This window comes from Paenibacillus sp. BSR1-1 (assembly GCF_030403775.1).
Taxonomy (GTDB): domain Bacteria; phylum Bacillota; class Bacilli; order Bacillales; family Cytobacillaceae; genus Neobacillus.
Map to the genome: position 1 here is coordinate 21,587 of NZ_JAQMWQ010000023.1, position 24,429 is coordinate 46,015.

22 protein-coding genes are annotated in these 24,429 nt (G+C 37.8%); 14 read left to right on the forward strand and 8 right to left on the reverse strand.

All coding sequences use genetic code 11. The features are described 5' to 3' along the window. Positions 1-87: 87 nt before the first annotated feature. Complete coding sequence (locus PH210_RS23575) at positions 88-780, reverse strand: DUF899 domain-containing protein (RefSeq protein ID WP_289988824.1); 693 nt, start codon at positions 778-780, stop codon at positions 88-90. Between the two features lie 190 nt (positions 781-970). Here PH210_RS23575 and PH210_RS23580 point away from each other — a divergent pair, with 190 nt between their 5' ends. Further along, positions 971-1,564, forward strand: coding sequence for a hypothetical protein (locus PH210_RS23580; RefSeq protein ID WP_289988825.1), 594 nt, complete (start codon positions 971-973; stop codon positions 1,562-1,564). A 154-nt stretch (positions 1,565-1,718) separates the two neighbouring features. Here the strand turns inward: PH210_RS23580 and PH210_RS23585 are convergent, their stop codons facing one another. The 3 genes from PH210_RS23585 to PH210_RS23595 all read right to left on the reverse strand — a co-directional run bounded on the left by PH210_RS23585 (position 1,719) and on the right by PH210_RS23595 (position 4,883). Then, positions 1,719-2,966, reverse strand: coding sequence for an ABC transporter permease (locus tag PH210_RS23585; protein WP_289988826.1), 1,248 nt, complete (start codon positions 2,964-2,966; stop codon positions 1,719-1,721). Between the two features lie 279 nt (positions 2,967-3,245). Next, positions 3,246-3,440 carry a hypothetical protein gene (locus PH210_RS23590; protein WP_289988827.1) on the reverse strand — a complete coding sequence of 65 codons (195 nt, stop codon included), beginning with the start codon at positions 3,438-3,440 and terminating at the stop codon, positions 3,246-3,248. 933 nt (positions 3,441-4,373) lie between these two features. After that, complete coding sequence (locus tag PH210_RS23595) at positions 4,374-4,883, reverse strand: YcxB family protein (RefSeq protein ID WP_289988828.1); 510 nt, start codon at positions 4,881-4,883, stop codon at positions 4,374-4,376. Between the two features lie 90 nt (positions 4,884-4,973). Between PH210_RS23595 and PH210_RS23600 the strand changes: the two genes are divergently transcribed. From PH210_RS23600 to PH210_RS23615, 4 genes are all read left to right on the forward strand, one after another. Continuing rightward, on the forward strand, positions 4,974-5,402 hold the full coding sequence (locus PH210_RS23600) for a hypothetical protein (RefSeq protein WP_289988829.1): 429 nt from the start codon (positions 4,974-4,976) through the stop codon (positions 5,400-5,402). Between the two features lie 50 nt (positions 5,403-5,452). Continuing rightward, complete coding sequence (locus PH210_RS23605; protein WP_289988830.1) at positions 5,453-5,725, forward strand: DUF4190 domain-containing protein; 273 nt, start codon at positions 5,453-5,455, stop codon at positions 5,723-5,725. 191 nt (positions 5,726-5,916) lie between these two features. Further along, the gene (locus tag PH210_RS23610; protein ID WP_289988831.1) at positions 5,917-6,411 is read left to right on the forward strand and encodes a CBO0543 family protein; all 495 of its coding nucleotides are present in this window, start codon (positions 5,917-5,919) and stop codon (positions 6,409-6,411) included. After that, positions 6,408-6,887 (forward strand): CBO0543 family protein, encoded by a 480-nt coding sequence (locus PH210_RS23615; protein ID WP_289988832.1) that lies wholly within the window; start codon positions 6,408-6,410, stop codon positions 6,885-6,887. Before PH210_RS23610 ends, PH210_RS23615 begins: the two co-directional genes overlap by 4 nt. Before the next feature lie 47 nt (positions 6,888-6,934). On the opposite strand, the gene PH210_RS23620 is transcribed toward PH210_RS23615, so the two are convergent. Further along, positions 6,935-7,831, reverse strand: coding sequence for a branched-chain amino acid transaminase (locus tag PH210_RS23620; protein WP_289988890.1), 897 nt, complete (start codon positions 7,829-7,831; stop codon positions 6,935-6,937). A gap of 332 nt (positions 7,832-8,163) precedes the next feature. Further along, positions 8,164-13,083, reverse strand: coding sequence for an Ig-like domain-containing protein (locus PH210_RS23625; protein WP_289988833.1), 4,920 nt, complete (start codon positions 13,081-13,083; stop codon positions 8,164-8,166). A gap of 230 nt (positions 13,084-13,313) precedes the next feature. Between PH210_RS23625 and PH210_RS23630 the strand changes: the two genes are divergently transcribed. Both PH210_RS23630 and PH210_RS23635 read left to right on the forward strand, forming a co-directional pair. Then, entirely contained in the window at positions 13,314-13,466 is a 153-nt protein-coding gene (locus PH210_RS23630; protein ID WP_289988834.1) for a YwzD family small protein, read from the forward strand. A gap of 274 nt (positions 13,467-13,740) precedes the next feature. After that, entirely contained in the window at positions 13,741-14,277 is a 537-nt protein-coding gene (locus PH210_RS23635; protein ID WP_289988835.1) for a hypothetical protein, read from the forward strand. A 63-nt stretch (positions 14,278-14,340) separates the two neighbouring features. Here PH210_RS23635 and PH210_RS23640 read toward each other — a convergent pair whose 3' ends face one another. Beyond that, entirely contained in the window at positions 14,341-15,840 is a 1,500-nt protein-coding gene (locus tag PH210_RS23640; RefSeq protein WP_289988836.1) for a sensor histidine kinase, read from the reverse strand. Then, entirely contained in the window at positions 15,830-16,519 is a 690-nt protein-coding gene (locus PH210_RS23645) for a response regulator transcription factor (RefSeq protein ID WP_289988837.1), read from the reverse strand. The genes PH210_RS23640 and PH210_RS23645 overlap by 11 nt, the downstream gene beginning before the upstream one ends. Before the next feature lie 408 nt (positions 16,520-16,927). Between PH210_RS23645 and PH210_RS23650 the strand changes: the two genes are divergently transcribed. From PH210_RS23650 to PH210_RS23680, 7 genes are all read left to right on the forward strand, one after another. Beyond that, positions 16,928-17,677, forward strand: coding sequence for a YveK family protein (locus PH210_RS23650; RefSeq protein ID WP_289988838.1), 750 nt, complete (start codon positions 16,928-16,930; stop codon positions 17,675-17,677). After that, positions 17,667-18,368, forward strand: a complete 702-nt coding sequence (locus PH210_RS23655; RefSeq protein ID WP_289988891.1) for a CpsD/CapB family tyrosine-protein kinase — start codon at positions 17,667-17,669, stop codon at positions 18,366-18,368. The genes PH210_RS23650 and PH210_RS23655 overlap by 11 nt, the downstream gene beginning before the upstream one ends. Before the next feature lie 99 nt (positions 18,369-18,467). Then, positions 18,468-19,232, forward strand: a complete 765-nt coding sequence (locus PH210_RS23660; protein ID WP_289988839.1) for a tyrosine-protein phosphatase — start codon at positions 18,468-18,470, stop codon at positions 19,230-19,232. Between the two features lie 329 nt (positions 19,233-19,561). Continuing rightward, positions 19,562-20,455, forward strand: a complete 894-nt coding sequence (gene galU / locus PH210_RS23665; RefSeq protein ID WP_289988840.1) for a UTP--glucose-1-phosphate uridylyltransferase GalU — start codon at positions 19,562-19,564, stop codon at positions 20,453-20,455. Between the two features lie 16 nt (positions 20,456-20,471). Next, the gene (locus PH210_RS23670; RefSeq protein ID WP_483312142.1) at positions 20,472-21,152 is read left to right on the forward strand and encodes a sugar transferase; all 681 of its coding nucleotides are present in this window, start codon (positions 20,472-20,474) and stop codon (positions 21,150-21,152) included. A gap of 25 nt (positions 21,153-21,177) precedes the next feature. Next, positions 21,178-22,440: a UDP-N-acetyl-D-mannosamine dehydrogenase gene (wecC, locus tag PH210_RS23675; protein ID WP_289988841.1), complete on the forward strand. Its 1,263-nt coding sequence runs from the start codon at positions 21,178-21,180 to the stop codon at positions 22,438-22,440. A 9-nt stretch (positions 22,441-22,449) separates the two neighbouring features. Further along, on the forward strand, positions 22,450-24,417 hold the full coding sequence (locus PH210_RS23680) for an alginate lyase family protein (protein ID WP_289988842.1): 1,968 nt from the start codon (positions 22,450-22,452) through the stop codon (positions 24,415-24,417). Positions 24,418-24,429 lie beyond the last annotated feature (12 nt).

Genomic DNA, 24,429 nt, shown 5'->3' on the forward strand with positions numbered 1-24,429 from the left:
ATCCTCCAATTAAGTTAATAATCGAATTTTATGAAAAAACCTTCCATATTGTAAGTTCCAGAAATTACTTTTTTAATGGTACCAGTTTTATATTTTCGGAACATATTGATCACGATGCCGCAGTCCACGGTCGTCCTGCCGGCCTTTTGGCACCAAATCGAGAAACTGATAGGTGATATTGACCATGTCAATGCCGCGGGCATAAGTCGAGTAAGTATGAAATATATTTCCTTCTTCATCTTTGTAAAAAACGCTCACGCCTTCTCTGTCCGTACTCATCGGATTTTGAAGGGTATAGTTGTAATAGGCTTGTTTTTTCTCGACTTCTTCCTTGGTAAAAGAGGCTTGGAAGTCATAATTAAAATCCGTTTGTCCCGATGAAAACCAAGGGAAGGTCCAGCCCATTCGCTGTTTGAATGCTTCCAGTTTTTCTAAAGGGGCACGAGAAAGACAGACAAAGGTAACATCACGGTGATTTAAATGCGGAATCATCCCACTGTAGTGATCGGCCCAAAACGAACAATGTTTGCAGCCCTGATCCCAGCCAGGATCGAACATGAAATGGTAGACAATCAGTTGACTTCTTCCGGCAAATAAGTCTGCCAGCGACATTTTACCGTTGGGACCGTCAAATGTGTAAGACTTGCTGACCACCTCCCACGGCAAATCCCGTCTCAGCTGGGTTAGTTCGTCCCGCATCTTAGTGAATTCCTTTTCTTTCAGCAGCAGTTCTTTCCTCGCTTCGAGCCATTCGTTCTTTGGCAGAACTTTGTGTTCCATAACAACACCCCAATTAACCTATTTTCCAACTTATTCTAACCCAAAATGGTATTTTATGGTAAAATGAAGGCGGGAATGAATTTATCTTAGGGGGCGGATATATGATTACAAATACATTAGTACCGCTAATAATATTAGCTTTGATCGTTAGTGTAGGATTTCTATTAGTTAGGGTGTTAAAAAAATCAAAATGAGATTATTTCATTATCATTATTGGACGCCGCAGCCGAAAGAAATGGAAGACTTTTATTCCAACCTCGGATTCACCGTAAAGCTACGAATTGGAAAAAAGAATGGTCAATTCGAAACGTTTAATCCGCCATTAACCTGGGACGATTTCCAACCCAGCCCTCCACTATTCCGTACGATTGAAATGGTATTAGACAGCATCAATGTTACATTTGGATTCGGCAAGTCGTCCAAGTTTGACCATCTGGGTTTTCTAGTTTCACAAGAAGAATATGAATCTATTTGTAATAATGCCGAAAACCTTTCTTTAAAAGTGGAAGAAGGAGAGCGCCGCACCTTTATTTACACCCCTTTTGGATTCAAAATTGAGCTGCAGCGGAGAGCAGATGCGGTTCCATCTTTAGATGGCAGGAAAATCAGAAAAATGGTACTAATCACAGGAGAGCAAGAAATCCCTCATCTTTTTCAAAATCTATTAGGTGAAATACCAATTGAGTTTGAACCAGGAGAAGAGACAAAAGTAAAACTTGTAGAGTTAGAGGGTCTGCTTACGATGGAAGCGGCCGATCCGTGCGGGGTTATAATAAAATGCTAGCTGTTTAAACAGTTAGCTTTTCTTTTGGAAAAGATAGCTATGGCGGGGACAACTATCTTTACTACTTAAGAGAAACTAGTAATTTAGTGGCGGATGCTTTCAAAGAGTAGCTTTGTGGAAAAAACTCCTCAAATGATATCCTGAGGAGTTTTGGTCAATTTCTAATTTGCGAAAGTCCGAAGGCATGGTTCGACCACAATACTTCTTCGGTTTTACGAGCGAGATCATTTTCACAATCCACAATCAGCACAACCTCAGTTTTGGGCACTTTCTCTCTCTTTTTTGCTGTAAGTAAAATCGGAATGCCCTTGATTATGCAGCCTAAAAGGCATCCGGCTATAAACCCGGCAACTCCCCAAACAACTGGACCCCAGTGAAGGATAAAGCCGTAAACAGTTCCGAAAAAAGTGCCTAGCGCACCAAGAAGCATGATGCCATCGAACAGGCTTTTCCCATCCGAGCGATGAATAGTATCGAACCATTGCGACTTTTCATTTCGTTTATCAAGTGGAGCAGCAAAAATGTCTTCCTGCATCACGCCGAGAGATTCTAATGCAGTGATTGCCTTTTCCAAATGCTCTGAGTGGTTGAAGGAAGCTATAAATCGCATTTTTATGGGGTCATCCTTTATCCGTAATGGAAATCGTTTGTTACGTTGGTAGTTTTGCGACAGATAGTTTGATTGTTCCTTATCAAAAAGTTTATTTCGTTCTACGGTAATCACGTAGGTAAAGTAAGCGGTAAAACTAATCATCGAGGGAACAAATAACGCCCATTCTGGATCAAGGACGGAAACAGCCTTATCAAATTTTCCAGTTAAGGTGTATTGTATACTTGAAAGAAGATGTGACTTCATTAAGATGACGTTCCACCACACAACTTCAAAAATGGCCGTTAAGACCCGATGCGTATAAACTGCCCCTATACCTGGGATGAACAATGACCATAAAGCTCCCACAATCGGGCTTCTTTTTGATAGAGAATTCCATTGAATTTGGTCTATTTTGAATATAGAAATGGGCGCATTATCTTTATGGGCAAGCTCATAAAGTAAATTGTTATCTACTGCAATCTTATAGGTGCTGTAAACGGTAAAAACAAATACAGCTCCATAAGTTAGAAGCCAATAACCATCCTCTTGTTTTAGGATCTGTACAGCCTCATCAAATCGTCCGATGAAAGTATAAATAATGGCAACGTTGAATTGTGTTTGTACATTGAGGACAACTTCCCAGACAAACAAAATCCAGCCTAAAATATACTGGCCTAATAAGAGATGGCCAAATCCTGGCATAAACCATGCCCAGGCAACAGTAACCCATGGATTCGTGAAATGTAAAAGATTCAGATGTAACGTGCCGAGATATGCTCTCTGTCTGCGCCCTTTTTGGTGTGTTGTCATAGTTTTAATTTGTCTCGTTACTTACCGCTTTATGCAAGAATTGGAAATTAAATGAGGGAGAGAGCGGGTATTGGGAAATTTGCCTTCCGGTAAGGCAGTAATGAGAGTAAAAGTGGCTTATGCGAGAGGAGGTATAGCTTACTGAGAGTAAATATAGTTTATGCGAGAGTATGTTTAGCTTATCCGAGAGAAAAATGTCCTGCAGACAGGCTATGCGACTGTAAATAAAGGTTAAACTCCCTTCAGCCTCTGAGGGGAGTTAATTTTTTAATGGTATAATTAGTCCTCAATTGTATTTAAATAAGAACTCCCGCCATCAGAATTCGTCCTTGGGGAATCATCCTCACTTAAATCTAAAAAAGGACTTCCGCCAGCAAAATTGGCCTGAATGGACGGATTATTACTAGTATCTAAATAAAGATTGCCATCCTCATAACTAGTGGAGTTCCTTGATCGTTTATGGTCTTCGCGCATAAAATTCACCTCTATTAATAGAATGTGTTAAATGTAAAGATAAATACAGATTTGAAAATGGACAAATTCGACATACTTTTTAGGCGTTTAATGGAGTTTTCTATGATTTGATTGGCTTAAGGGATTTTTAATCAAACGATTGAATAGTGAAGAATAAGAGTGAAAGGGGTAGAATGATGTAATTTGAAGAGAAATCAGTCCAACTTTGTTGAAAGATTGGATATTTCCTGCGAAATACATTTGCGGACTTCGACAATTTTCAAACCCGCCTTCCATCAAAATTTCAGATAGGGAAACATTTTCAGTCGTTTTAATCAAACGATTGATTAGTATAGCATATAAGGAATTTAGTCGAAAGGAAGTCCTAATTCAATGAAGGATTGCAAGTCAATCATACTAAAAGTAGTGGATCTCAGTTGTGAATTCTACTGCTTTAATACTTTTAAATAATTTTTAAATAACCTTAAAGATTTGTTCATAGTTTGTTCATATCTAGGGGGTATTATAAGTACATGAAGAGAACAGCTTAATCAACTCTCTCTTTGACCCCCTTATAAAAATATTTGTTGCGCATCCGGCCTTGTGCCGGATATTTTTTTGCAAAAAAAAAGCCTTCATTAAGAGGCATTAAGGGCAAACCAGGGTGAGAAATGTAGTCGTAATAGTAAGACGAATAAGCATTTCGATTATCATCATGGTGACCACCTCTTTTGGTTTTATAATATAAGTGTACACCTTTTTTGTAAAAAATATATAAAGCAATTGTAAATTAATTGTCAATTTGATATTGTTGGCAGCTTTGCCTATTTAACGATTCGCTGATAAAATGAAAAATTCGCTGATAAACTCACGAGATTCGTTGATAAACCTTCAAAATCCGCTGATAAATCAATACAACGATTGAAAAAGTGTATTTTTACATCGCTAAAAACTCTATTTAATCCTCTCAACAAGATAATTCCGCACACTATCAACGTCATGCAACTCTCTTTTCGGAAGAATACAAGCACTAACTCCGCTGTTATAGAGATAGATATTATTTTGATCCTCTTTCATCTCCACAATCCCAGCCCAGGTCACCCTAGTTTCGCCATTTGCGCTAGAATCCAAAATTCCCTCATCCGTCATTCGTAGCACATGATTACCCAGCAAGCCCTCATTCTTACCCTCATTCATCATTCTCTTTGTCATCCGCTTAACATGACGATAGAAATACTTTGGATAAAAAACAATCCACAAAACCGCCAAAATAAAATAAATAACAAACGCCGTTACAAAGGGTATGTCGCCAAACTGAGACGCCAGATAGGCCGCAAAAATAAACATAATTGGCAGCAAAAACCGCTGAATATTCAAGGAACGCATCGCGGCTTTGGAATTTTTTACATGAAACATATTGAAGTTCAAATAGTCCTCTTCGGTTAAACGGTAATGGATCTCCATAAAAAAACTCCTTTGCATTGAACTTGTCCATTCGAAACCTAGCTACAGCCATATATTGATAGTATCAGTATAAGAAAGGGGGATTTATCCATGTCGAATAGCAAAAAAGATAAAAAGGAAGAAGAAGAAATCGCCCACGAGCCTGAACACAAATGTGACTGCTGCAAAATCAATATCAACATCAATTACACGTTTAATATCGGAAATACTGAAAATCATATCGAACAGCGAGCAGAGGGCGGCGGGCAAATTAACAAGCATGTAGGCACGAACGCCAATCAAGGCGGGCAAAATGCGATTGATCACAGCGCATCGGCTAATACCGATTCCAATTTCGCCGATGGCAACGGCAGAAGCGGGATTGCCGGCAATGATAATGATGAAGCTGGCGGACAGCAAGGCATCAAAGTGCGCGACAGCATCGTGAAGAAGCAACTGAATAAGCATATTCTGCTTTATCATCTCGACCTACTCGCATTTTTAGGTAGGTCATTTTTTATTGAAATAAAGGATAATTAATATCTTAGGGGAATAGAAATGGTAATATTATCAAAAAAGGGGGATAGAGAATGTCTGAAAAAAACCAAACAAACACTAGTTCAATCATTTCTTTAATAGTCGGTATTTTATCATTATTTATTCCTTTCATTGGTTTAATATTAGGCATTATTGGAATAGTATTTTCAAGAATAGCAGTAAAACAAATTAATAAAACAAGTGAAAAGGGCAGAGGATTAGCAACCGCAGGTTTAATTTGCAGTATTGTTGGAATTATTTTGCAAATTTTAATGGTGCTGGGTTTGGCTGCCTTTTTCTCAGTATCCAGTTCTACAACCTTTTAAAGTTGGCGGTCAATTATTGCTAAAAGGGAGCACAAGGTGAAGTGCTCCCTTTTATTTGCAATTATATCAACCTTGGTGTGACTTTTAAGATAGTTGTTTCCTCTGAAGAGAATCCGTTATGGAAACCTTCGGGCTTTTTTTCGTGTGTTAGGGAAGAATAGTAGCAAAACCTCCAGAAAGGTATACATGATATGACGGTTGATATTTTGGTATTAATACTATTGTGGGTGATCGGTCTTTTGGCATCTATGCTGTTCGTTCCAAAAAATCGCCTGCGGAGATTCCTAATCGCTTTTATGATTTGCCAAACCTTTACCTGGCTGTCTGCCGTGCTGCTTGTTTACTTTGACCGTATTTCTTATCCCATTCGCGAATTTCCAAAAGCCACTCATTTACTATTGGCATTGAATTATTTCTTCTTTCCACTCATATGCGGTTTTTATAGCATCTATGAGCCAAAAAGAAATTACAAAGTGCGTCTCCTTTATTTATCAGTTTGGGTTACGGGTGTGGTTGTAATCATAAAACTGTTGGAAAAATATACCCATTTATTAAAATTCCAGCATTATACGTGGTATTGGTCATGGCTTAACTTTTTTTGGATGTTTGCCGTCTCCAATCTACTATATCGATGGTTTTTCAAAGACAAAGCCATGTTCCAAAACGATAAGGGTGCAACACAATGAGATTAGAGTGGATGAATTTATTTGTGGTTTGGCTGATCACGTTGGGGTTGGTATTCATAATCCCCAAAAGGAAGAGACGAATAGCCATTGTCGCTTTTTTATTTACGCAAGTGATTACCTGGATCCTTGGTTTAGTGGTTGTGGAGTATGGGCTGATAGCCTATCCAGTCCGCGACTTACCGACTATTAATTACACCAGCCTTACCTTTGAGTTTCTGTCATTTACCGTTCTTTGCGGTGTTGTTAATGCCTATTATCCTCATGCCCGCAGCAAAATGATGAAGTTCTTGTACTTTGCTTCGTTCTGTACGATTTTAACGATTCTTGAAGTGATTATTGAAAAGTATACAGATTTAATAGAGTACCTGCACTGGTCCTGGTATTTGACATGGATTTCCCTGTTTATCTCCTTTATGCTTTCCAGATGGTTTTGTGTATGGTTTTTCAAAGGGATAGCAAAGGAAATGGAGGAATAGGGGCTGTTCCAAGCAGTCCTTTTTGTGGGCGATTAAACTTCATTCCCCTAATACACCGGTGTACAAAAACCAAAATATTTAGGGTTATTTCCTCTAGCAATATTTTCATAAAGAAAGCGGATATTTCTAGTAATCGTCCCTTCACTGCCGTTTCCAATCATCCGATGATCAATATTGATGATTGCTTTAATCCCTATAGCTGTGCCAGTAAAAAATACTTCATCAGCAGAGTATAATTCCGTTCTTGCTATGCTTTGTTCCAGTACAGGCAATTGTAATTCGTTTTTTGCGATTTGCATGACCGTATCACGCGTAATCCCTGCAAGTAGATGATCGGATAGGGGCGGGGTAATCAATTTATTATTTTTTACAATAAAAATATTTTCGCCTGTTCCCTCACTTACATTCCCTCGATCCGTTATAAAAATAGCTTCATCAAATCCATTTAAACGTGCTTCAGAAGAAGCTAATCCAGAATTTAAATAGTTTCCCGTTGACTTTGCCTGAGGTGGAATCATATTATTACCTGATCGAGTCCAGGAAGAAACACAAACCTTTATAGCTGGCTTGGGCATATACGTTAACTGTGTGCAATAAATACTGACCCGATTATATTGGTCAAGTAAATTTGGACGGAGCGTATTTGCCCCTTTAAAACAAATGGGCCGTATATACACATCTTCCCTGACGTTATTTTTTCTTAATAATTGCAAGGTCCAAGGAATTAATTTCATGGATGTATAGGGAATGGGGATATGAAGGGCATTACCAGATTCATGGAATCGTTTATAATGGTCATAGATCCGGAAAATATACAATTGATTTTGACTGTCGTTCCAAAAAGCTCTAATTCCCTCGAAGCAGCCTAATCCATAATTTAACGCTTTATTTCTTATACTTACTGAAACCTTTGATTCATCTAGAATTTCCCCTTGATCAAACACATACCTCAAACGTCTTCCCACCAATTAGCCTGACATTTACAACCAATTTATCATCGAACCTGCAAAATTATGATGGAAATAAGGCTAAATATTCTATAACTGCACCTCGAATGCTGTGACTTTTTGAAAAAATGGCCGTTCACCAGCGATGCAATCGTTCTCTAGAGTAGGGGACTAGCGATAAATGGACTTTATCGGGGAATTAAAATGTTTATCGGCGAATCTGCGCATATATCGGCGAATTCAAATCCTCCTCCTCTAAAACACCAAAAAGCCAGGCAGCAAGCCTGGCTCAGGTAATCAATCGATATTTATTTCCGACGAGCAAAGAGCTATTTCCTCCAAACCCCGTTCTTATCAAAATAATAAGACGAGCCGCCGATTTTGATCGTGCCGGTGGCCATGGCGCCGGAGGACATAAAGTAATACCAGGTTGAACCGCTCTGTAACCAGCCGACTTTCATTGCCCCGCTGGTGCCAAAGTAATACCAAGACGAGCCGCTCTTCATCCAGCCTGTTTGCATAGCACCGCTGCTGCCGAAGAAATACCAGGCGGTTCCGACTTTCACCCAGCCCGTCGCCATCACGCCGCTTGTCCCAAAGTAATACCAGGCAGGGCCAATTTTTTGCCAGCCTGTCTGCATCTTGCCATAGCCATCTGCATAAAACTTGCTGCTGCCGACTTTAAACCAGCCGAGTTGAAGATCGTACGTTACAGGGTCATAGTAATACCAGAAACCATTCTCTTTATACCAGCCTGCAAGCTTTGCTTTACCAACTGTTACGGAAACAGCTTCACTGACATTACCGGCCGCGTCCACAACCGTAATCAGTAATTCAGTGGCATAAGCTTGAACAGGGATTGTGACCGCAAACTTTCCATCCGATCCAGCTGTAGCAGCACCGAGCAAGGCACCTTCTGAATTCTTTACCTCTACTCGAGCATTTGCTTCTGCTTGACCAGCAACAGTCGTATCGCGATTCGATACTTCATTTACGATTGCCTCCTTAGGTGGAATACCATCTTTTACAATCACCTTGGCAGCCTCGCTGACATGACCCACTCGGTCGGTTAATGTAACTAGCAATTCAGTCCCCGCATTTTGTTCTGGAATTCGAACGAAAAATGTCCCGTCTCCTGTGACATAATCGGAGCCAATCAGCGAGCCGTTTAACCAGACTTTCACGGTCGTATTCGCCTCACCCGTACCCCTGACAGCATAATCTTGGTCGCTCACTTCATTGACAACTGGCATGGCAGGAATTGTTACATCCTTGACCGTGATAGTACTTGTATTACTGCGGTTTCCAGCATCGTCTAAAGCATAAATCTGTAAGCTTGTTCCAGCTTGCTGAACAGGGATTTTAACTGAGAAATTTCCTTTTTCATCCGTAATAGCTGAGCCAATTTCAGTCCCATCCTGCAATAAACTAACAATTACCTTGGTGCCAGGTTCGGAGCTGCCTGTAACGGCATCATCCTTATCCGTTACCTCATGGACAGAAAGGTCGGCAGGAGGGATGACATCCTTCACCATCACAACGGCTGCATTACTGACATTTCCGGCCTTATCAGTCGCTGTAACGGATAAGGTAGTACCAGCCTTAACGATAATAGACAGATTGACGGTAAAGCTTCCATTAAATCCGGCAACAGCATTGCCAATTACACTGCCATCCTTTGAAACTTCAACCTTCGATCCAGCTTCGGCGGATCCGATGACAATGTTAGCTGCATCGGTTGCTTCTGTTACAACCGGCTTACTAGGAGCAGTCACATCCTTAACCATGACAGCAGTGGCTTCACTTACGTTGCCAGCCGTGTCCTTTGCTGTAATCGTTAATTTCGTATCGGCGGCTAGGGCCTTGATAGCAACATTGAAAGAGCCATCCGCATCCGCTTCATTAGAGCCAATCCGTTGAGTACCATTCCAAACCTCGACTAGAGAACCAGCCTCAGCCGAACCTGTCACGGTGTCATCCATATCCGTCACTTCATTAACAAACGGCTTACCAGGTGCGGTCACATCTTTTACGACGACAACGGACTCTTCACTCACATTACCAGCCTTGTCAGCTGACGTAATTTTTAAAGTGGTGCCTGCTTGCTGAACGGGGATACCAATGGAAAAATGGCCATCATCCCCAGCTATTCCTGATCCAATCATTTCCCCAGCCAAAGAGACTTCAACTTTGGTGCCAGCTTCCGCACGGCCGCTTACAGCCGTATCCTTATCGGTCACTTCATTGACAACAGGTTTAGATGGAGGCGTAACGTCCTTCACCATCACAATGGCCGGTTCGCTGACATTATCATCCTGGTCAACCGAGGTTACCGACAATTCTGCTCCAGCGCTAGGAGCATTCATGAGGGGAACCGTAAAGGTACCATCTGATTCTGCTGCAGCTGTTCCGAGAACATTTCCTTCCTTATCTCGAAGAAAAACAGTGGAACCAGCTTCCGCCTTGCCCGTTACCTTCAAATCCTTGTCTGTTACTTCATCAACAATCGGTTTTTCCGGAGCAGTCCCGTCTTTTACAACAACCGTTGCAGTCTCACTGCGGTTTCCGGCATGATCGACCGCTGTAACAGTTAAGGATGTCCCTAGTTTTTGGGCTGGAATCGAAACGATGAATTTCCCGGATTCATCCACGGTACTTTCACCAATGATTGAGTCTTGTACTGCAACCTCAATTTTGGCTCCTGGTTCAGCTGAACCGGTAACCGTCGTTGCGTTTTCTTTCACATTTTTCACTACAGGCTTTTCTGGTGCTGTGACGTCTTCAACAACTACAGTCGCCGCTTCACCGACATTTCCTGCTTTGTCAACAGCAGTAATGAGCAATTCGCTGCCGGCCTTTTGTAACGGAATGTCGATGGTAAACGTTTCATCCTCAGCCGTAACTGCTTTACCAATTTCTGAGCCGTTTTTCTTCACCACAACAGTAGATCCAGCCTCGGCCTTACCGGACACAACCGTAGCTTTGTCCGTAACAGTATTCACGGCAGGCATTTCAGGTGCGGTAATATCTCTTACAAAAATATCCTTTGAAGTTAGGAGTTGGTTATTGGAATCTCTCACCTCAAAAGTCAGTTTGGTGTTTTCTACTAGATTGCTAACAGGAATGGAAAAATATCCTTGATCATCAGCCGTTCCATCCCCAATGACTCTATCATTTTCTAAGATTCTCACACTAGAATCTGCGGCGGTCTTGCCAGTAATCGTTTGCGAGTTTTTTGTAATATCGTCTACATAGATTTCCGCAATTTCATAGGAATAGTAATAACTATTTCCGCTCAAATCTGTTAGTTTGACACTTAGCTTATCGCTATTTCCTACATTAAAATCATCCAATCGGAAGGTTCCGTTAGCTCTTAAGGGAATGCTCTGGCCATTGATTTCCATGGCGACAAACGGAAGGGTGGCGCCGGATAAATTCACGTTGCCGCCGCTTCGAACAAGCGGTGTATCATATAGAGTAAAAGGAACTTTATTGATAATCCGGTTCGTGGCTACCAAACTGCCAATCGTGTTGGACCCCACAAAAATGGCTTGTCCATTAAGGGGAGTATAGTAACCAAATGCAATAGAATTAGCAACCACACTGCCCGTGACTCTTAGGCCGCCGTTGCTCCTGAAGCCGCCAAGGACATAAACATTCCCATTAATGGTGACATTGCCGTTAATCGTTAAGCGCGCTCCAGGCGCAATATACACATCCGAATTAATGGTTTGATTGGACCAGGATTCATAACCGGATACGATTTTACTATTAATCGGTTCGATCGGTTTTAAGACGGTAAAATCGCCTTTGCTTAAATCCGTTTCGCTCGATTTAATAAGAGTCCTATTCTGATTAATATCAACAACTTCAATGGAATCGAGCTTCCATTTACCTGTTTCTGTTTTATTATCAATCTTCCAATCACTCACAGTAAATGCTCGATGATCTTCTGACCATAGTGCAAAATCTACCTGTTTTTGGCTGGGCGTTAGATAATGAAAAATAATGTTATCAACCTGTGTATCATCTGAGGCAGTAGCAGCAAAACTTACATAATCACCTGCCTCTACCATTCCACCGCCTGCTGCAAAACTAATAAGGGTAGGCGGGTTCTTTTCAGTAATAACCCTGAACTCTCCGTCAGCTAGTTTAGAGTCTGAATTTTGACCATAGGCAGCTTCATTTCCTGTAGAGTCATAAATGCTAAGGTGTGAGATTGTAAACATTCCAGGGTCCATTCCATCTGTAATCAAAATTTTCCCCTCAAAAGCATTTGTTTCATTATTAAAGTTCATAGGAACACTAATAGAACTTTGATAAAGAGAATTTTCATAGGTTAATGAAACACTGCTTGTGCTGACATCATCCCAAACCTTAACGCTGACTGTAACGGTATCCCCAATATTCGCAGATGTTTTATCGATACTTATACTCTCCAACACAGGCTTTTGAATATCGGCACCAGTTACACTTTTTACGGTAAATTCTCCAGCTTCCAACTGGGGATCGGAATTACTAGTATAGGTATGACCATTACCTTTAATATCATAGATAGTAAGTTCCTTTATTTTGAAGGTTCCATATTCCGTATCATTCGGAATCACATAGCTGGCTTCATAGGTGTCCGTTTGTGGATTGTAGGTCATTGGAACAAAGAGATCTCGTTTAGAATAAGGAGATTGGTAGGTCAATGAAACAGCATCAGTCCCGACATCATCTGAGGCCTTGACCTTCACATTCACTGTATCGGATACCGTTGCTTCCTTCTTATCGATAGTAATACTGTCCAACACAGGCATCTGAACATCAATCCCTGTTGTTCCGCTAACGGTAAAATCCCCATTCGATACTTGATCCCGAGTATCTGTCGCCATGCCATAGGTATTACTATTCCCAGACGTGTCATAGATTGTTAGGTTATCAACTTCAAAAGTTCCATACTCAAAGTTTTCTGGGATGGAAATAATTCCTTCATAAGCATTGGTTTCCGTATTGTAATTGACTGGAACATACATGACTCTTTTTGAAATGGCTGAAGAGTACATCAAAGATATCCAGCTAATTCCGACATCATCCGATGCCTTCACACTAACTTTAACGGTATCGCCGGCCGTGGCTTCCTTTTTACCCACCTGGATGCTTTCTAGCACGGGTTTTGTGACATCACCGTTTGCATATGTAGGATGGATGGGAACGGAAGTAATAAATAACAGTAATGCTGTGATGATAGAGATGATCCTAAACAACTCTTGTATCCTCGCTTTCCTATCAGAGAAGTAGTACTTTCGTAACATTTCAATTTTATAACAAATCTAGAATTCAATACACTTCCAAATTTTGAAAAAATAGATATCTTCAAACCTTCGACAATATTCATATATTTTCCACAATTATCAACTGGCAATATATTTACATTGATTCTTTAATCTAGTAAAATATGTAACTAATATAGATAGAGGGAGGAGACCATTCGAAATTGGAACAGAAAGTTAAAAACAGCTCGAATATCGCCGATTTTTCAGAGATTGTGAAAAAGGCATATGAAAAGGGCGTCAATGAGAATGAAATGACACTGGAAAAACTAATCGAAGATATAAAAGCGGATCTTAAAAATTTAATGGTCGTATAAATATATAATATGTTAGAAGTCTGTCGGTAAAGTCCGACAGGCTTTTTTTAAAATAAAAACCGAGTTTCTTCTATTTATAATATTGAAACCGCTTGCATTGTTGTAATATCAACAATTCAAATCAAATTTTAATTTTTTGGTACTATAGGAATTACTGCCTAAGTAGTAGAAAAATGGCGTGACTTAATGACCGAAAATTATGGATTAGGAGGAATTTGGCAATTATTTGTAGAAATTATATGTCACATAATTCCATTTAGAGGTGAAAGTGACAATGAGGCAAACTCGACAATATAAATCTCCCAATGCTGCGATGTTGTGGTCGGTGGTTCTACCGGGATTCGGCCAATTATACAATAAGGATTATCTTGTCGGTTTTGCCCTGATCGCCTTGGAGTTTCTCGTGAACTTAAACGCAAACTTAAACCTATCCCTTATCACTACCTTTGTGGGTGATATGAATTCCTCTCATCATTCGATTAATTATCGTTGGGGGCTTTTTTATCCATCGATTTATGGTTACGCCATCTGGCAGGCCTATAATGCCGCTAGGGCCAATAATGAAAAACTCGTAGGGAAAGAGGGCCCGATGCGAACCTATTTCTCCGGTTTCTTCCTTGGATTGGTCATCGGTATGGATTTCGGGCTTTTCTGGCATGACGGCAGTTTTATCACGCAGCTTACAGCACTTCGTTTTCTAGACTATCCTGTTGTGAACGGGATTGTGTTCGGACTGCTGATGGGTATCCTCGGTCACATTATGGAAAATAAGGTGTATCGAAAACAAAAGGCAGCGGTAGAAAAGTCGTAATAGAACTAGATTTTTTCCTAATTAAGACTGGCTTATTGTACATAAGCCAGTCTTTTAGTTGTTTCATTTATTAGGCAACGTAACGACAAAGGTAGTGATATTATCTTTACTAGTAACATCCGTCCTGCCTTTGTGCAGCTCCACAAATCTCTTAACGACCGCTAAACCTAATCCGGTTCCGGCGGAATCTTTTTGGACAGCTTTTCCACGATAAGAATGTTCAAAGATTAGACATAATTCATCCTCTGGTATTTCCACGCCTCTATTTTTGATGGTGATTTGAATACTTGCACCATCTGAAGCCAGTCCAGTATAAATCCATTTTGGTTCAAACGAATATTTCACCGCATTTTCCATTAGGGAATCCAATATATGCAGGATGTGATTAAAAGGAATGGTGGTGAAGATCCCCTCTTTTATGCTCATCTCATTAGTAATCTTCTCGTCATCCATCATTTTCCGATCAAGGTAATCGATCATATGACGGGACAAACTATAGGAATGCCCATTTTCTGTTTCAATTTCTTGTAATTTTGACAACGTAATAATCTTCTCTGTCATGGAAGAAATGCGTTCAACCTGGGAAGCGATAATATTGAGCCGTTCTTCTACCTTTTTTTCATTTTTAAATCCGAACATGCGAAAATAATCAACGGAATGCATAATCGACTGCAGCGGTGTCCGGATTTGATGAGTAATTTCCCGAGCGCTTTGCTGTTGAGAGAGAACTGCTTGTTCCGCTCGTTCTAAAATAAAATTCACTTCATCGGTTAATTGATTTAGATAGGAATTATTTTTTGAATGATAAGGGATTCTTTCACGAAAATTATTTTTGTTCACATGGATTAACTTTTTTAGGGCCGTATGTAGTGGTTTAAAAATATCTTTAGCAGCGAAATATGCTGCCAAAAAGGCTGTTATATAAATCATGAAAACGGCCGTAACCAATTGAAATAAAATGGTTTTGATTCGCAGGAAGTAGGCATACTCAATATTCACATAGGTCCGAATTTCTCCGCGAAATCCAAGTACATCTACCGATTTGCTTACATAGGTAAAATAAAGATCGTGATCTTTTACAAAATGGATGTTTTTATTTATTTGAAATAAGCCGTGTCCTAATAAAAACCGATAGCCTTCTACCGTCATGTTAGTGAGTACATGAAAAAATGGAGGAGTTCGAGTCATGGGAACATCCCCACAAGACATGTGTGATTGATTCACCGGTAAATGAAGTTTGGCCTTAGAATTGTATTCGGAGAGCATTTGGGTATCCCGGTTGTAGGTAACGATACAATATACATCTCCGGCCAACAGTTGGAAATGCCTATCTTTTATTTTTTGAGGCATCACACGATCTGGGACGCCCAGGATATCCGGTCCTGTCTCAACCTTCATATTTTGCCACTGATAGCGATAGGTCACTACCTTATCTAATTCAGAAAGCAGAAGAAAGGGTGTACGGATGAAAGATAAGACAACGAAAATAATCGTAATAAAGAAGGCAATCCGAATGGACAGGCGGGCAGATAAACGTTTTGAATCGGATACATTAGTCTTCAAGGAGATATCCTACCCCTCGTACCGTTTGGATGTAATCAGAGGGCAGTGTCTCGCGTAAACGCCTAATGGCGACATCAATTTTGTTTTTGTCCGAATCGGATATTTCGTCGTATCCCCATACTTCTTTGGCGATTTCCTCGCGTGAAACGGCATGGTTTTTGTTTTTTACTAAGCATACAAGGATGTCGAATAGTGTAGGGCTTAGATGAACCAATTGTTCCCCTGCTGTTACCCGACGAGTGATTAAGGATATGGTCAGATCTTTGTAAGACAATATACTGATATAAGGTTTAGACGAATTTTGTAATCTTCTTATCACGGTTTGTATTTTTGCAATCAACACCGGGATATTATAAGGCTTTGTAATATAATCCTCCGCCCCGGAATACAGCCCTTGGGTAATATCTGCCGGATCGGCTCTAGCGGTAAGGTATATATAGGGAACCGTCTTTTTTTCATTTACCATTCTGGCAACGTCAAAACCTGAACGCATTAAGCCGTGTTGGGCATAAGGATCTAACGTTATATCTAAAATCATGAGGTCATATTCGTTTTCCAGCGCAGCATTATAGGTATCTTTAGCATTATTAAAGTAATCCACCTCGAAGGATGCTTCTTGTAACATCTCCTGCAAAAAAGACCCAATCACCACATCATCATCCAAAAGTAATAATCGCAAATTCTCCACCTCTATAAATATTAGAATTTCCATATACAGATTTGTTATTACCTATACATAAATACAATTTTGCATCCCTCTTGAGAGCTATAACCTCTTATACGACATAATTCTTACAATCCTGTCAGAAAGCATTCACTAAATGGTAAGTGGTGATATTCTGTGTATTGTGGTTTAATAGGACACTTGTGTACCTATTAAATAATATTAGTGGAAGACTCCGCAATTGATGGAGTCCCGAATGAAAAAATATTCCAATTTCCTATTTCCTCTTCAAATTTCTTACAAAAAGTTGTTTAATAATTCATGTAGCATTATTTATGACAAATATTTTACAAATAATATAAAAATGTGACAAATTGTGATATAATAGATAACGTTTTGTATTTACGTATTCAGGAGGACGAAATGGAAGAGACTATAAGTTTAAAAGAGTTGCTCGAGACATTGAAAAAGCGATTGCTATTAATCGTTTCGATAACCGTCATTGCCGGATTAATTAGTGGAATTGTAAGTTACATTTTCTTAACCCCGATATACCAAGCTTCAACACAGATTCTCGTAAACCAAGCGAAAAATGACCAAGCAGTGTACAATCCAGGTGAAGTACAAACCAACCTTCAATTAATTAACACCTACAATGTTATTATCACTAGCCCAGCTATCTTAGATATCGTCATTGATGAGCTTCACTTAGATATGACAGCTTCTCAATTAAAAGGAAAGATTACTGTAGGAAGCGAAAAAGATTCACAGGTTGTGAACCTGTCTGTTCAGGATTCAAAAGCAGAAGATGCAGCAGATATAGCAAATAAAACTGCAGAAGTATTCAAAAAAGAAATTCCAAACATCATGAAAGTTGATAACGTAAGTATCCTAGCAAAAGCAGATGTTTCTGAAAATCCATCACCAATAAAACCAAGAAAATTATTAAATGTAGCAATTGCTATTGTTGTTGGCTTAATGGCTGGTGTCGGACTAGCGTTCTTACTCGAGTACTTTAATAATACTATCAAAAACGAGCAAGATATCGAAAAAATATTAGAGCTTCCAATCTTAGGCATAATTGCGACAATAGATGATCAAAAGATCGAAGAATTAAAGAAACGTAATGCGGCAGGCAAGAAAAAGGACAGAGGTGATTCCATTGGCGCTTAAAAAGAAGAAAATAACAAGTAGTGATGCAAGCCGAAAGTTAATAACTGCTATTGCACCAAAATCACCTATTTCTGAACAATATAGAACGATTCGTACTAGTATCCAATATTCTTCTGTTGATGAAGAAATCAGATCAATTATGGTTACATCTTCTGGGCCTGCTGAAGGAAAATCAACAACAGCTGCAAACCTAGCGGTAACATTTGCACAGTTAGGAAAAAGAGTATTACTAGTCGATGCTGATTTACGCAAACCTACAGTTCACCATACCTTTGGTGTTAACAATCTAAAAGGCTTTACAACTGTATTAACGAAACAAGCCACACTTGAGAGTGCTGTTCTTGATACTGATGAGAAAGATCTTTATATTTTAACAAGTGGTCCAGTCCCGCCGAATCCTGCAGAACTATTAAGCTCGAAATCTATGGAACAATTTATGGAAGAAATAAAGGAACAATTTGAATATATAATTTTTGATACACCGCCTTTATTAGCGGTAGCGGATCCGCAAATACTTGCAAATCAATGCGATGGATCGATTCTTGTAGTTTATAGTGAAAAAACTGAAATCGACCAAGCGAAAAAGGGTAAGGAATTACTTCAAAATGCCCAAAGTAAACTTCTTGGTGTAGTTCTCAACCATAAAGAATTAAAGAATAATGATTATTACTATTATTATGGTTCAAAATAATAAGTTTCGACAAAATCCGTCCGTTTACTAGTACTTTCGACGGTGGTACGATAATAAAGTTGTAGGAAAATAGCGGTTTATTTGAAAAGGGTGTGGGGTATGATTGATCTACATTGTCACATATTGCCTGGAGTGGACGATGGGGCGAAGGACTTATTGGAAAGTATCTTAATGGCCAAAAAGGCCGTTGAACAAGGTGTTCATACCATTGTCGCTACCCCACATCATTTAAATAATCGATATGAAAACAATAAACAAAAAATTATTTCTAGAGTTGAAGAGTTAAATCGAGCATTAGTACAAGAAAAAATAAATCTAAATGTTCTTCCAGGTCAAGAAACACGAATCTACGGTGAAATGATTGAAGGATATGAGGCGGGTGAGATTCTCCCAATTAATAACACACAGTATGTGTTAGTAGAATTCTCCTCGTCTCATGTTCCAAGATACTCTGAAAAGCTGTTTTATGAATTGCAGATGAAAGGCCTTATTCCGGTAATTGTACATCCTGAACGAAACCAGCAAATTATTGAGCAGCCGGATATTCTTTACCAGTTTGTTGAAAAAGGTGTGCTAACTCAGGTTACAGCAGCAAGTGTTTGCGGAGATTTTGGGAAAAAGGTAAGAAACTTTTCACTGCAATTAATTGAAGCAAACCTTACTCATGTGATTTCATCGGATGCTCATAATATGAGCAGCAGAACGTTCAAGATTAGAGAAGCTTTTGAAACGATTAAATCAAGGTATGGAAATGAAATGGTGTATTTATTTGAAGAAAATGCGTCCTTAATTATTGATGGTGACCATGTGTACAAAGAAACACCGGAACGAATTAAAAAGAAGAAGTTCTTTAAAATATTTTAACCTACTAAGCCGGTGAGAATGGACCCAAACAATTAAACATCTTCTTAGGCTTAAGGGCCTGAACGGCGAGGCATCCCTGTCCGTTATCCATGGGGGCACTCGATCATGCTGTGGGAGGGAAGATTAACTTCCATCCTTAGACGCATGTCGTCAAAAGGATGATGTGAGGACGGGTTAGATGCCCGATAAATAATAAAACAATAAATATCTAATGAAAGAATAAGTGTGAAAGCACTTGCAATTCCATTAGATATTTATTTTTTGCCCATGGGCTTTAATGGGGAAAAGAGTTTATTAGATTAACAAAATAATAATAGGAGGAAGAATCCATGAAAAAAGTAAGAAAAGCAATCATTCCTGCTGCAGGATTAGGGACAAGATTTTTACCTGCTACAAAAGCAATGCCAAAAGAAATGTTACCCATCGTAGATAAACCAACTATTCAATACATAGTAGAAGAAGCGGTTGCATCAGGTATTGAAGACATTATTATTGTTACTGGTAAAGGAAAACGTGCCATTGAAGACCATTTTGATAACGCATTAGAACTAGAGCAAAACCTGGTTGAGAAAGAGAAATACGATATTTTGGAACGTGTTCAATATTCTACCAATTTAGCTGATATACATTATATACGGCAGAAAGAACCAAAAGGTTTAGGGCATGCAGTTTGGTGTGCAAGAAACTTTATCGGAAATGAACCATTTGCAGTTCTATTAGGTGATGACATTGTTCAAAGTGATACACCTTGCTTACGCCAATTAATTGATCAATTTGAAGAAACGTACTCCTCTGTTATTGGAGTACAACAGGTTCCAGATGCAGAAACACACCGATACGGGATTATTGATCCATCTACAAATGAGGGAAGAAGATATCAAGTTAGCAATTTCGTAGAAAAACCAAAACCAGGCACTGCTCCATCAAACTTGGCGATTATGGGAAGGTATATACTAACTCCAGAAATCTTTATGTTCCTAGATCGACAAGAAAAAGGTGCAGGGGGAGAAATACAATTAACAGATGCGATACAAAAGCTAAATCAAATTCAAAGAGTTTTTGCATATGACTTCGAAGGTAAGCGGTATGATGTGGGTGAAAAGTTTGGCTTTGTAAAAACAACGATTGAATTTGCTATGCAACATGAAGACCTCCATGATGACATGATAGTTTACTTGAAAGAATTAGTCTCTAAATTTGAAAAAGAAAAGGTATTGTTATAGAGAGAAAGAGGGATTTATGTTGTCTAATTTTGCGAATCAGGAACTTGATTATTTAGAAATACAAAGGATAACTGTTAAGGTTAATGATCAAAAGCCGTATCTTTTTACAAAACGTTTAATAGATATTTTAGGTGCATTATTTGGAATTATTCTTTTAAGTTTATTGTTTATTGTCATTGCTATTCTAATAAAATTAGAAGATCCAAAAGGGAATATTTTCTTTGCTCAAAAGCGTGTTGGATTAAACGGTAAGGAATTTAAAATGTATAAATTCCGATCTATGGTTTTTAATGCAGAAGAAAAGCTAGCTGAGTTACTAAAATATAATGAGATCTCCGGTGCTATGTTTAAAATGAAAGAAGATCCGAGAGTTACCAAAGTTGGACGATTTATAAGAAAGACAAGCATCGATGAACTTCCTCAACTTTTTAATGTACTAAAAGGTGATATGAGTCTAGTTGGCCCAAGACCACCTTTACATAGAGAAGTAGAACAATATACTAGTTATGAAAAGCAAAGATTACTAGTAACACCTGGATGCACAGGTCTGTGGCAAGTTAGTGGAAGAAATGATGTTGGGTTTAAAGAAATGGTCGAACTTGATCTAATCTATCTTAGTGAAAGATCATTCATTTATGATATCAAAATTATTTTTAAAACTATCAAAATTATGATTTTGCCCAACAGTGCTTATTAATGATTTAAGAAAAGAGGAAATTCATGTGGAAAAAGTGAGTGTTATAGGATTGGGATATATTGGTTTACCTACTGCGGCCGTGTTGGCGGATCATGGTTTTAAGGTACATGGAGTAGATGTAAATGAAAAGGCTGTTGAATTGATAAATAGTGGTAAAAGTCATATATACGAACCTGACTTAGATATAAAAGTAAAAAAGGCAGTCGAAAATGGGTTATTAGTAGCATCAACAACCCCAGTTAATTCGGATGTGTTTATTATTGCTGTCCCAACACCTTTTAAGGATAATCATAAACCTGACTTAACATATGTAGAGTCAGCAACAAAAACAATAGCTCCTTATATTAAATCAGGCAATATTGTTATATTGGAATCTACAAGCCCAGTTGGAACAACTGAAAAGATTGCTGAATGGATTAAACAATTAAGACCGGACTTAAATATAAAGGGAATAAGTAATCAAGTTTATATTGCTCATTGTCCTGAAAGAGTTCTACCAGGGAAGATTTTAGAAGAATTGATATGGAATGACAGAATTATAGGTGGAATCAGTGAAGAATCTACCGAAAAGACCGTATTCTTTTATAGAAAGTTTGTAAAAGGTGAATTACTAAAAACAAATGCTAGGACTGCTGAAATGTCTAAACTCACTGAGAACTCTTTCCGTGATGTAAATATAGCTTTTGCAAATGAACTATCACTTATTTGTGATCAATTAAATATAGATGTTTGGGAGTTAATAAAACTAGCTAACCATCATCCACGGGTAAATATTTTACAGCCTGGCCCTGGAGTAGGAGGTCATTGTATTGCTGTTGATCCATGGTTTATAGTTGATGCTGCACCAGAAACGTCACAGCTAATCCATACTGCTAGAAAAGTAAATGACTCAAAACCTGAATTTGTAATTAATAAAGTTATTAAAGCAGTAAAAAAATTAAAGAAGCCAAGGGTTTCAATATTAGGTTTAGCTTTTAAACCAAATATTGATGATTTACGCGAAAGTCCTGCTGTTGAAATTGTAAGTGAATTATCGCAATTAATTGAAGGTGAAATATTTGTTGTTGAACCTCATATAGAAGAATTACCTAATGCTCTAAAAGGAAAGTCTAATTTAACATTTACTAATACCATTGAAGCTATTGAAAATTCAGATATTGTTGTCTTCTTAGTTGGCCACGATAATTTTAAGCAAATAGATAGTGAGATACTAATGGATAAAATTATTATTGATACAATTGGTATATTTCCAAATTCAAACAGAATAAAGTCTCTAGTTACACACTAGGAGGACATCATGGGCGAACTGCAGCAAAAAATCAATAAGTTAAGAAATATGCCTGTTAAAGTTATTACTCGAAAAATTGGTCAGAAACTTTCAGATAACACATATCATATTATTAGAAAAAATATAATTAAATTTATGCCAGTTGATATTGATGTGGAATTATTTGTGAATTTCGAACCTGAATTCAAATTCATGTTTAATCCTTTAGAAAAGGATTATTATAGGAATAAATTAATTGAGTTCAATCTAGAACGTCAAATAATTGATGAGGCAAATAAAATATGTAAACATCAATTTAATCTACTAGGTTCTGGTGATGTAAATTTAGGTAAAGAGATACCTTGGAATAAAGATTTTAAAGTAGACTTCGTGTGGGAAAACAATTATTACAAAGACATAAATATAGTAGACCTTACTAATAATGCTGACGTGAAAGTCCCTTGGGAACTTTCAAGGTTTCAGCATATTTTTTCGTTAGGAAAAGCATATTGGATAACCAAAAATGAAAAATATGCAGAAGAATTTAAAGAACAAATAAAAGATTGGATTATTAAAAATCCAATTGAAATGTCTGTTAATTGGACATGTGCAATGGATGTAGCGATAAGAGCAGTTAATTGGATTACCGGATATTTTTTCTTTAAAGATTCTAAGGTAATAAATAAAAGATTTTGGTTAGATTTTAACAAGAGCCTTTATCTCCACGGAAAATATATATATAGAAATCTTGAAAATAAAGACGAATATACTGGAAATCATTACTTGTCTAATATCGTTGGATTAGTTTGGCTTGGTCTATACTTTGGTAAATTCCAAATTTCTAAAATAATAGGTAGAAACAATCCCGAGCATTGGTTAAATTTTGGATTAAATGAGTTAGAAAAAGAAATGAATGTTCAAGTAAATAATGATGGTACAAATTACGAAGCATCTACATCCTATCATAGACTTGTCACCGAGTTATTTTTGATTACGACTGTCTTTTGCTGTAAAAATAACATCGAGTTTTCAAATGAATATCTTAATAGGTTAGAAAAAATGTGTGAATTTATGATGCATCTTACACAACCTAATGGAAAGTCTCCAATTATTGGGGATGCAGATGATGGGAGATTGATTATTTTTTCCAATTATGGTACTTGGCTAAAAGATGATTTTAGACACCTTTTATCTGTAGGTGGGGTATTCTTCAATCGAGAAGATTTTATGTATATGGGGTCTAATTATAAGGAAGATTCTTTATGGGTAACAGGGCAGTGGCATAATAAAATTAATGCTCCATTTTTAAAATCTAATTCTTTTGCAGACGCAGGTTATTACATTCTCCGTAATAGTAGAATATATTGTTGTATTCGTTGTGGTGAGAACTCGTTCAGAGGAGAAGGAGTTCATAGTCATAATGATCAATTAAGTTTTACACTAAATGTAGATGGTAATGATATTTTTATAGATCCTGGTGCTTTTATTTATACTAGTGATTATAAAATGAGAAACCTATTTCGAAGTACAACAATGCATAATACAATCGAAATTCCTAAATTTGAACAAAATGATTTTAATGAAAATATTTTATTTTTTATGAAAGAGCAAACATTTTCAGAATGCAAGGACTTTAATAGTAATCAATTTGTGGGTAATCATAAAGGGTATTTGAATAAATGTGGCCTCATTCATGAAAGAAATATAAATATATACTCTAATTCTTTAATAATATTAGATTATTTGCTTGGTGATGTAATTATTCCAAAATACAAAGTTAATTTTGTACTTGCACCAGATGTGTCAGTTGATATAGAGAACAATAATATTCTTCTATATAAAGGGAATATAAAGATAAAGATAATTTTTAAAGATGCTACTTTAGTTAAACTTGAAGATATTTTCATATCAAATTCTTATGGAATAAAAAGAAAAAGCAAAAAAATCGTAGCTGAAGGTAGTACAGTGCTTTTTAATACTCAAATTATATTTGATTAATTAGGTGAATTT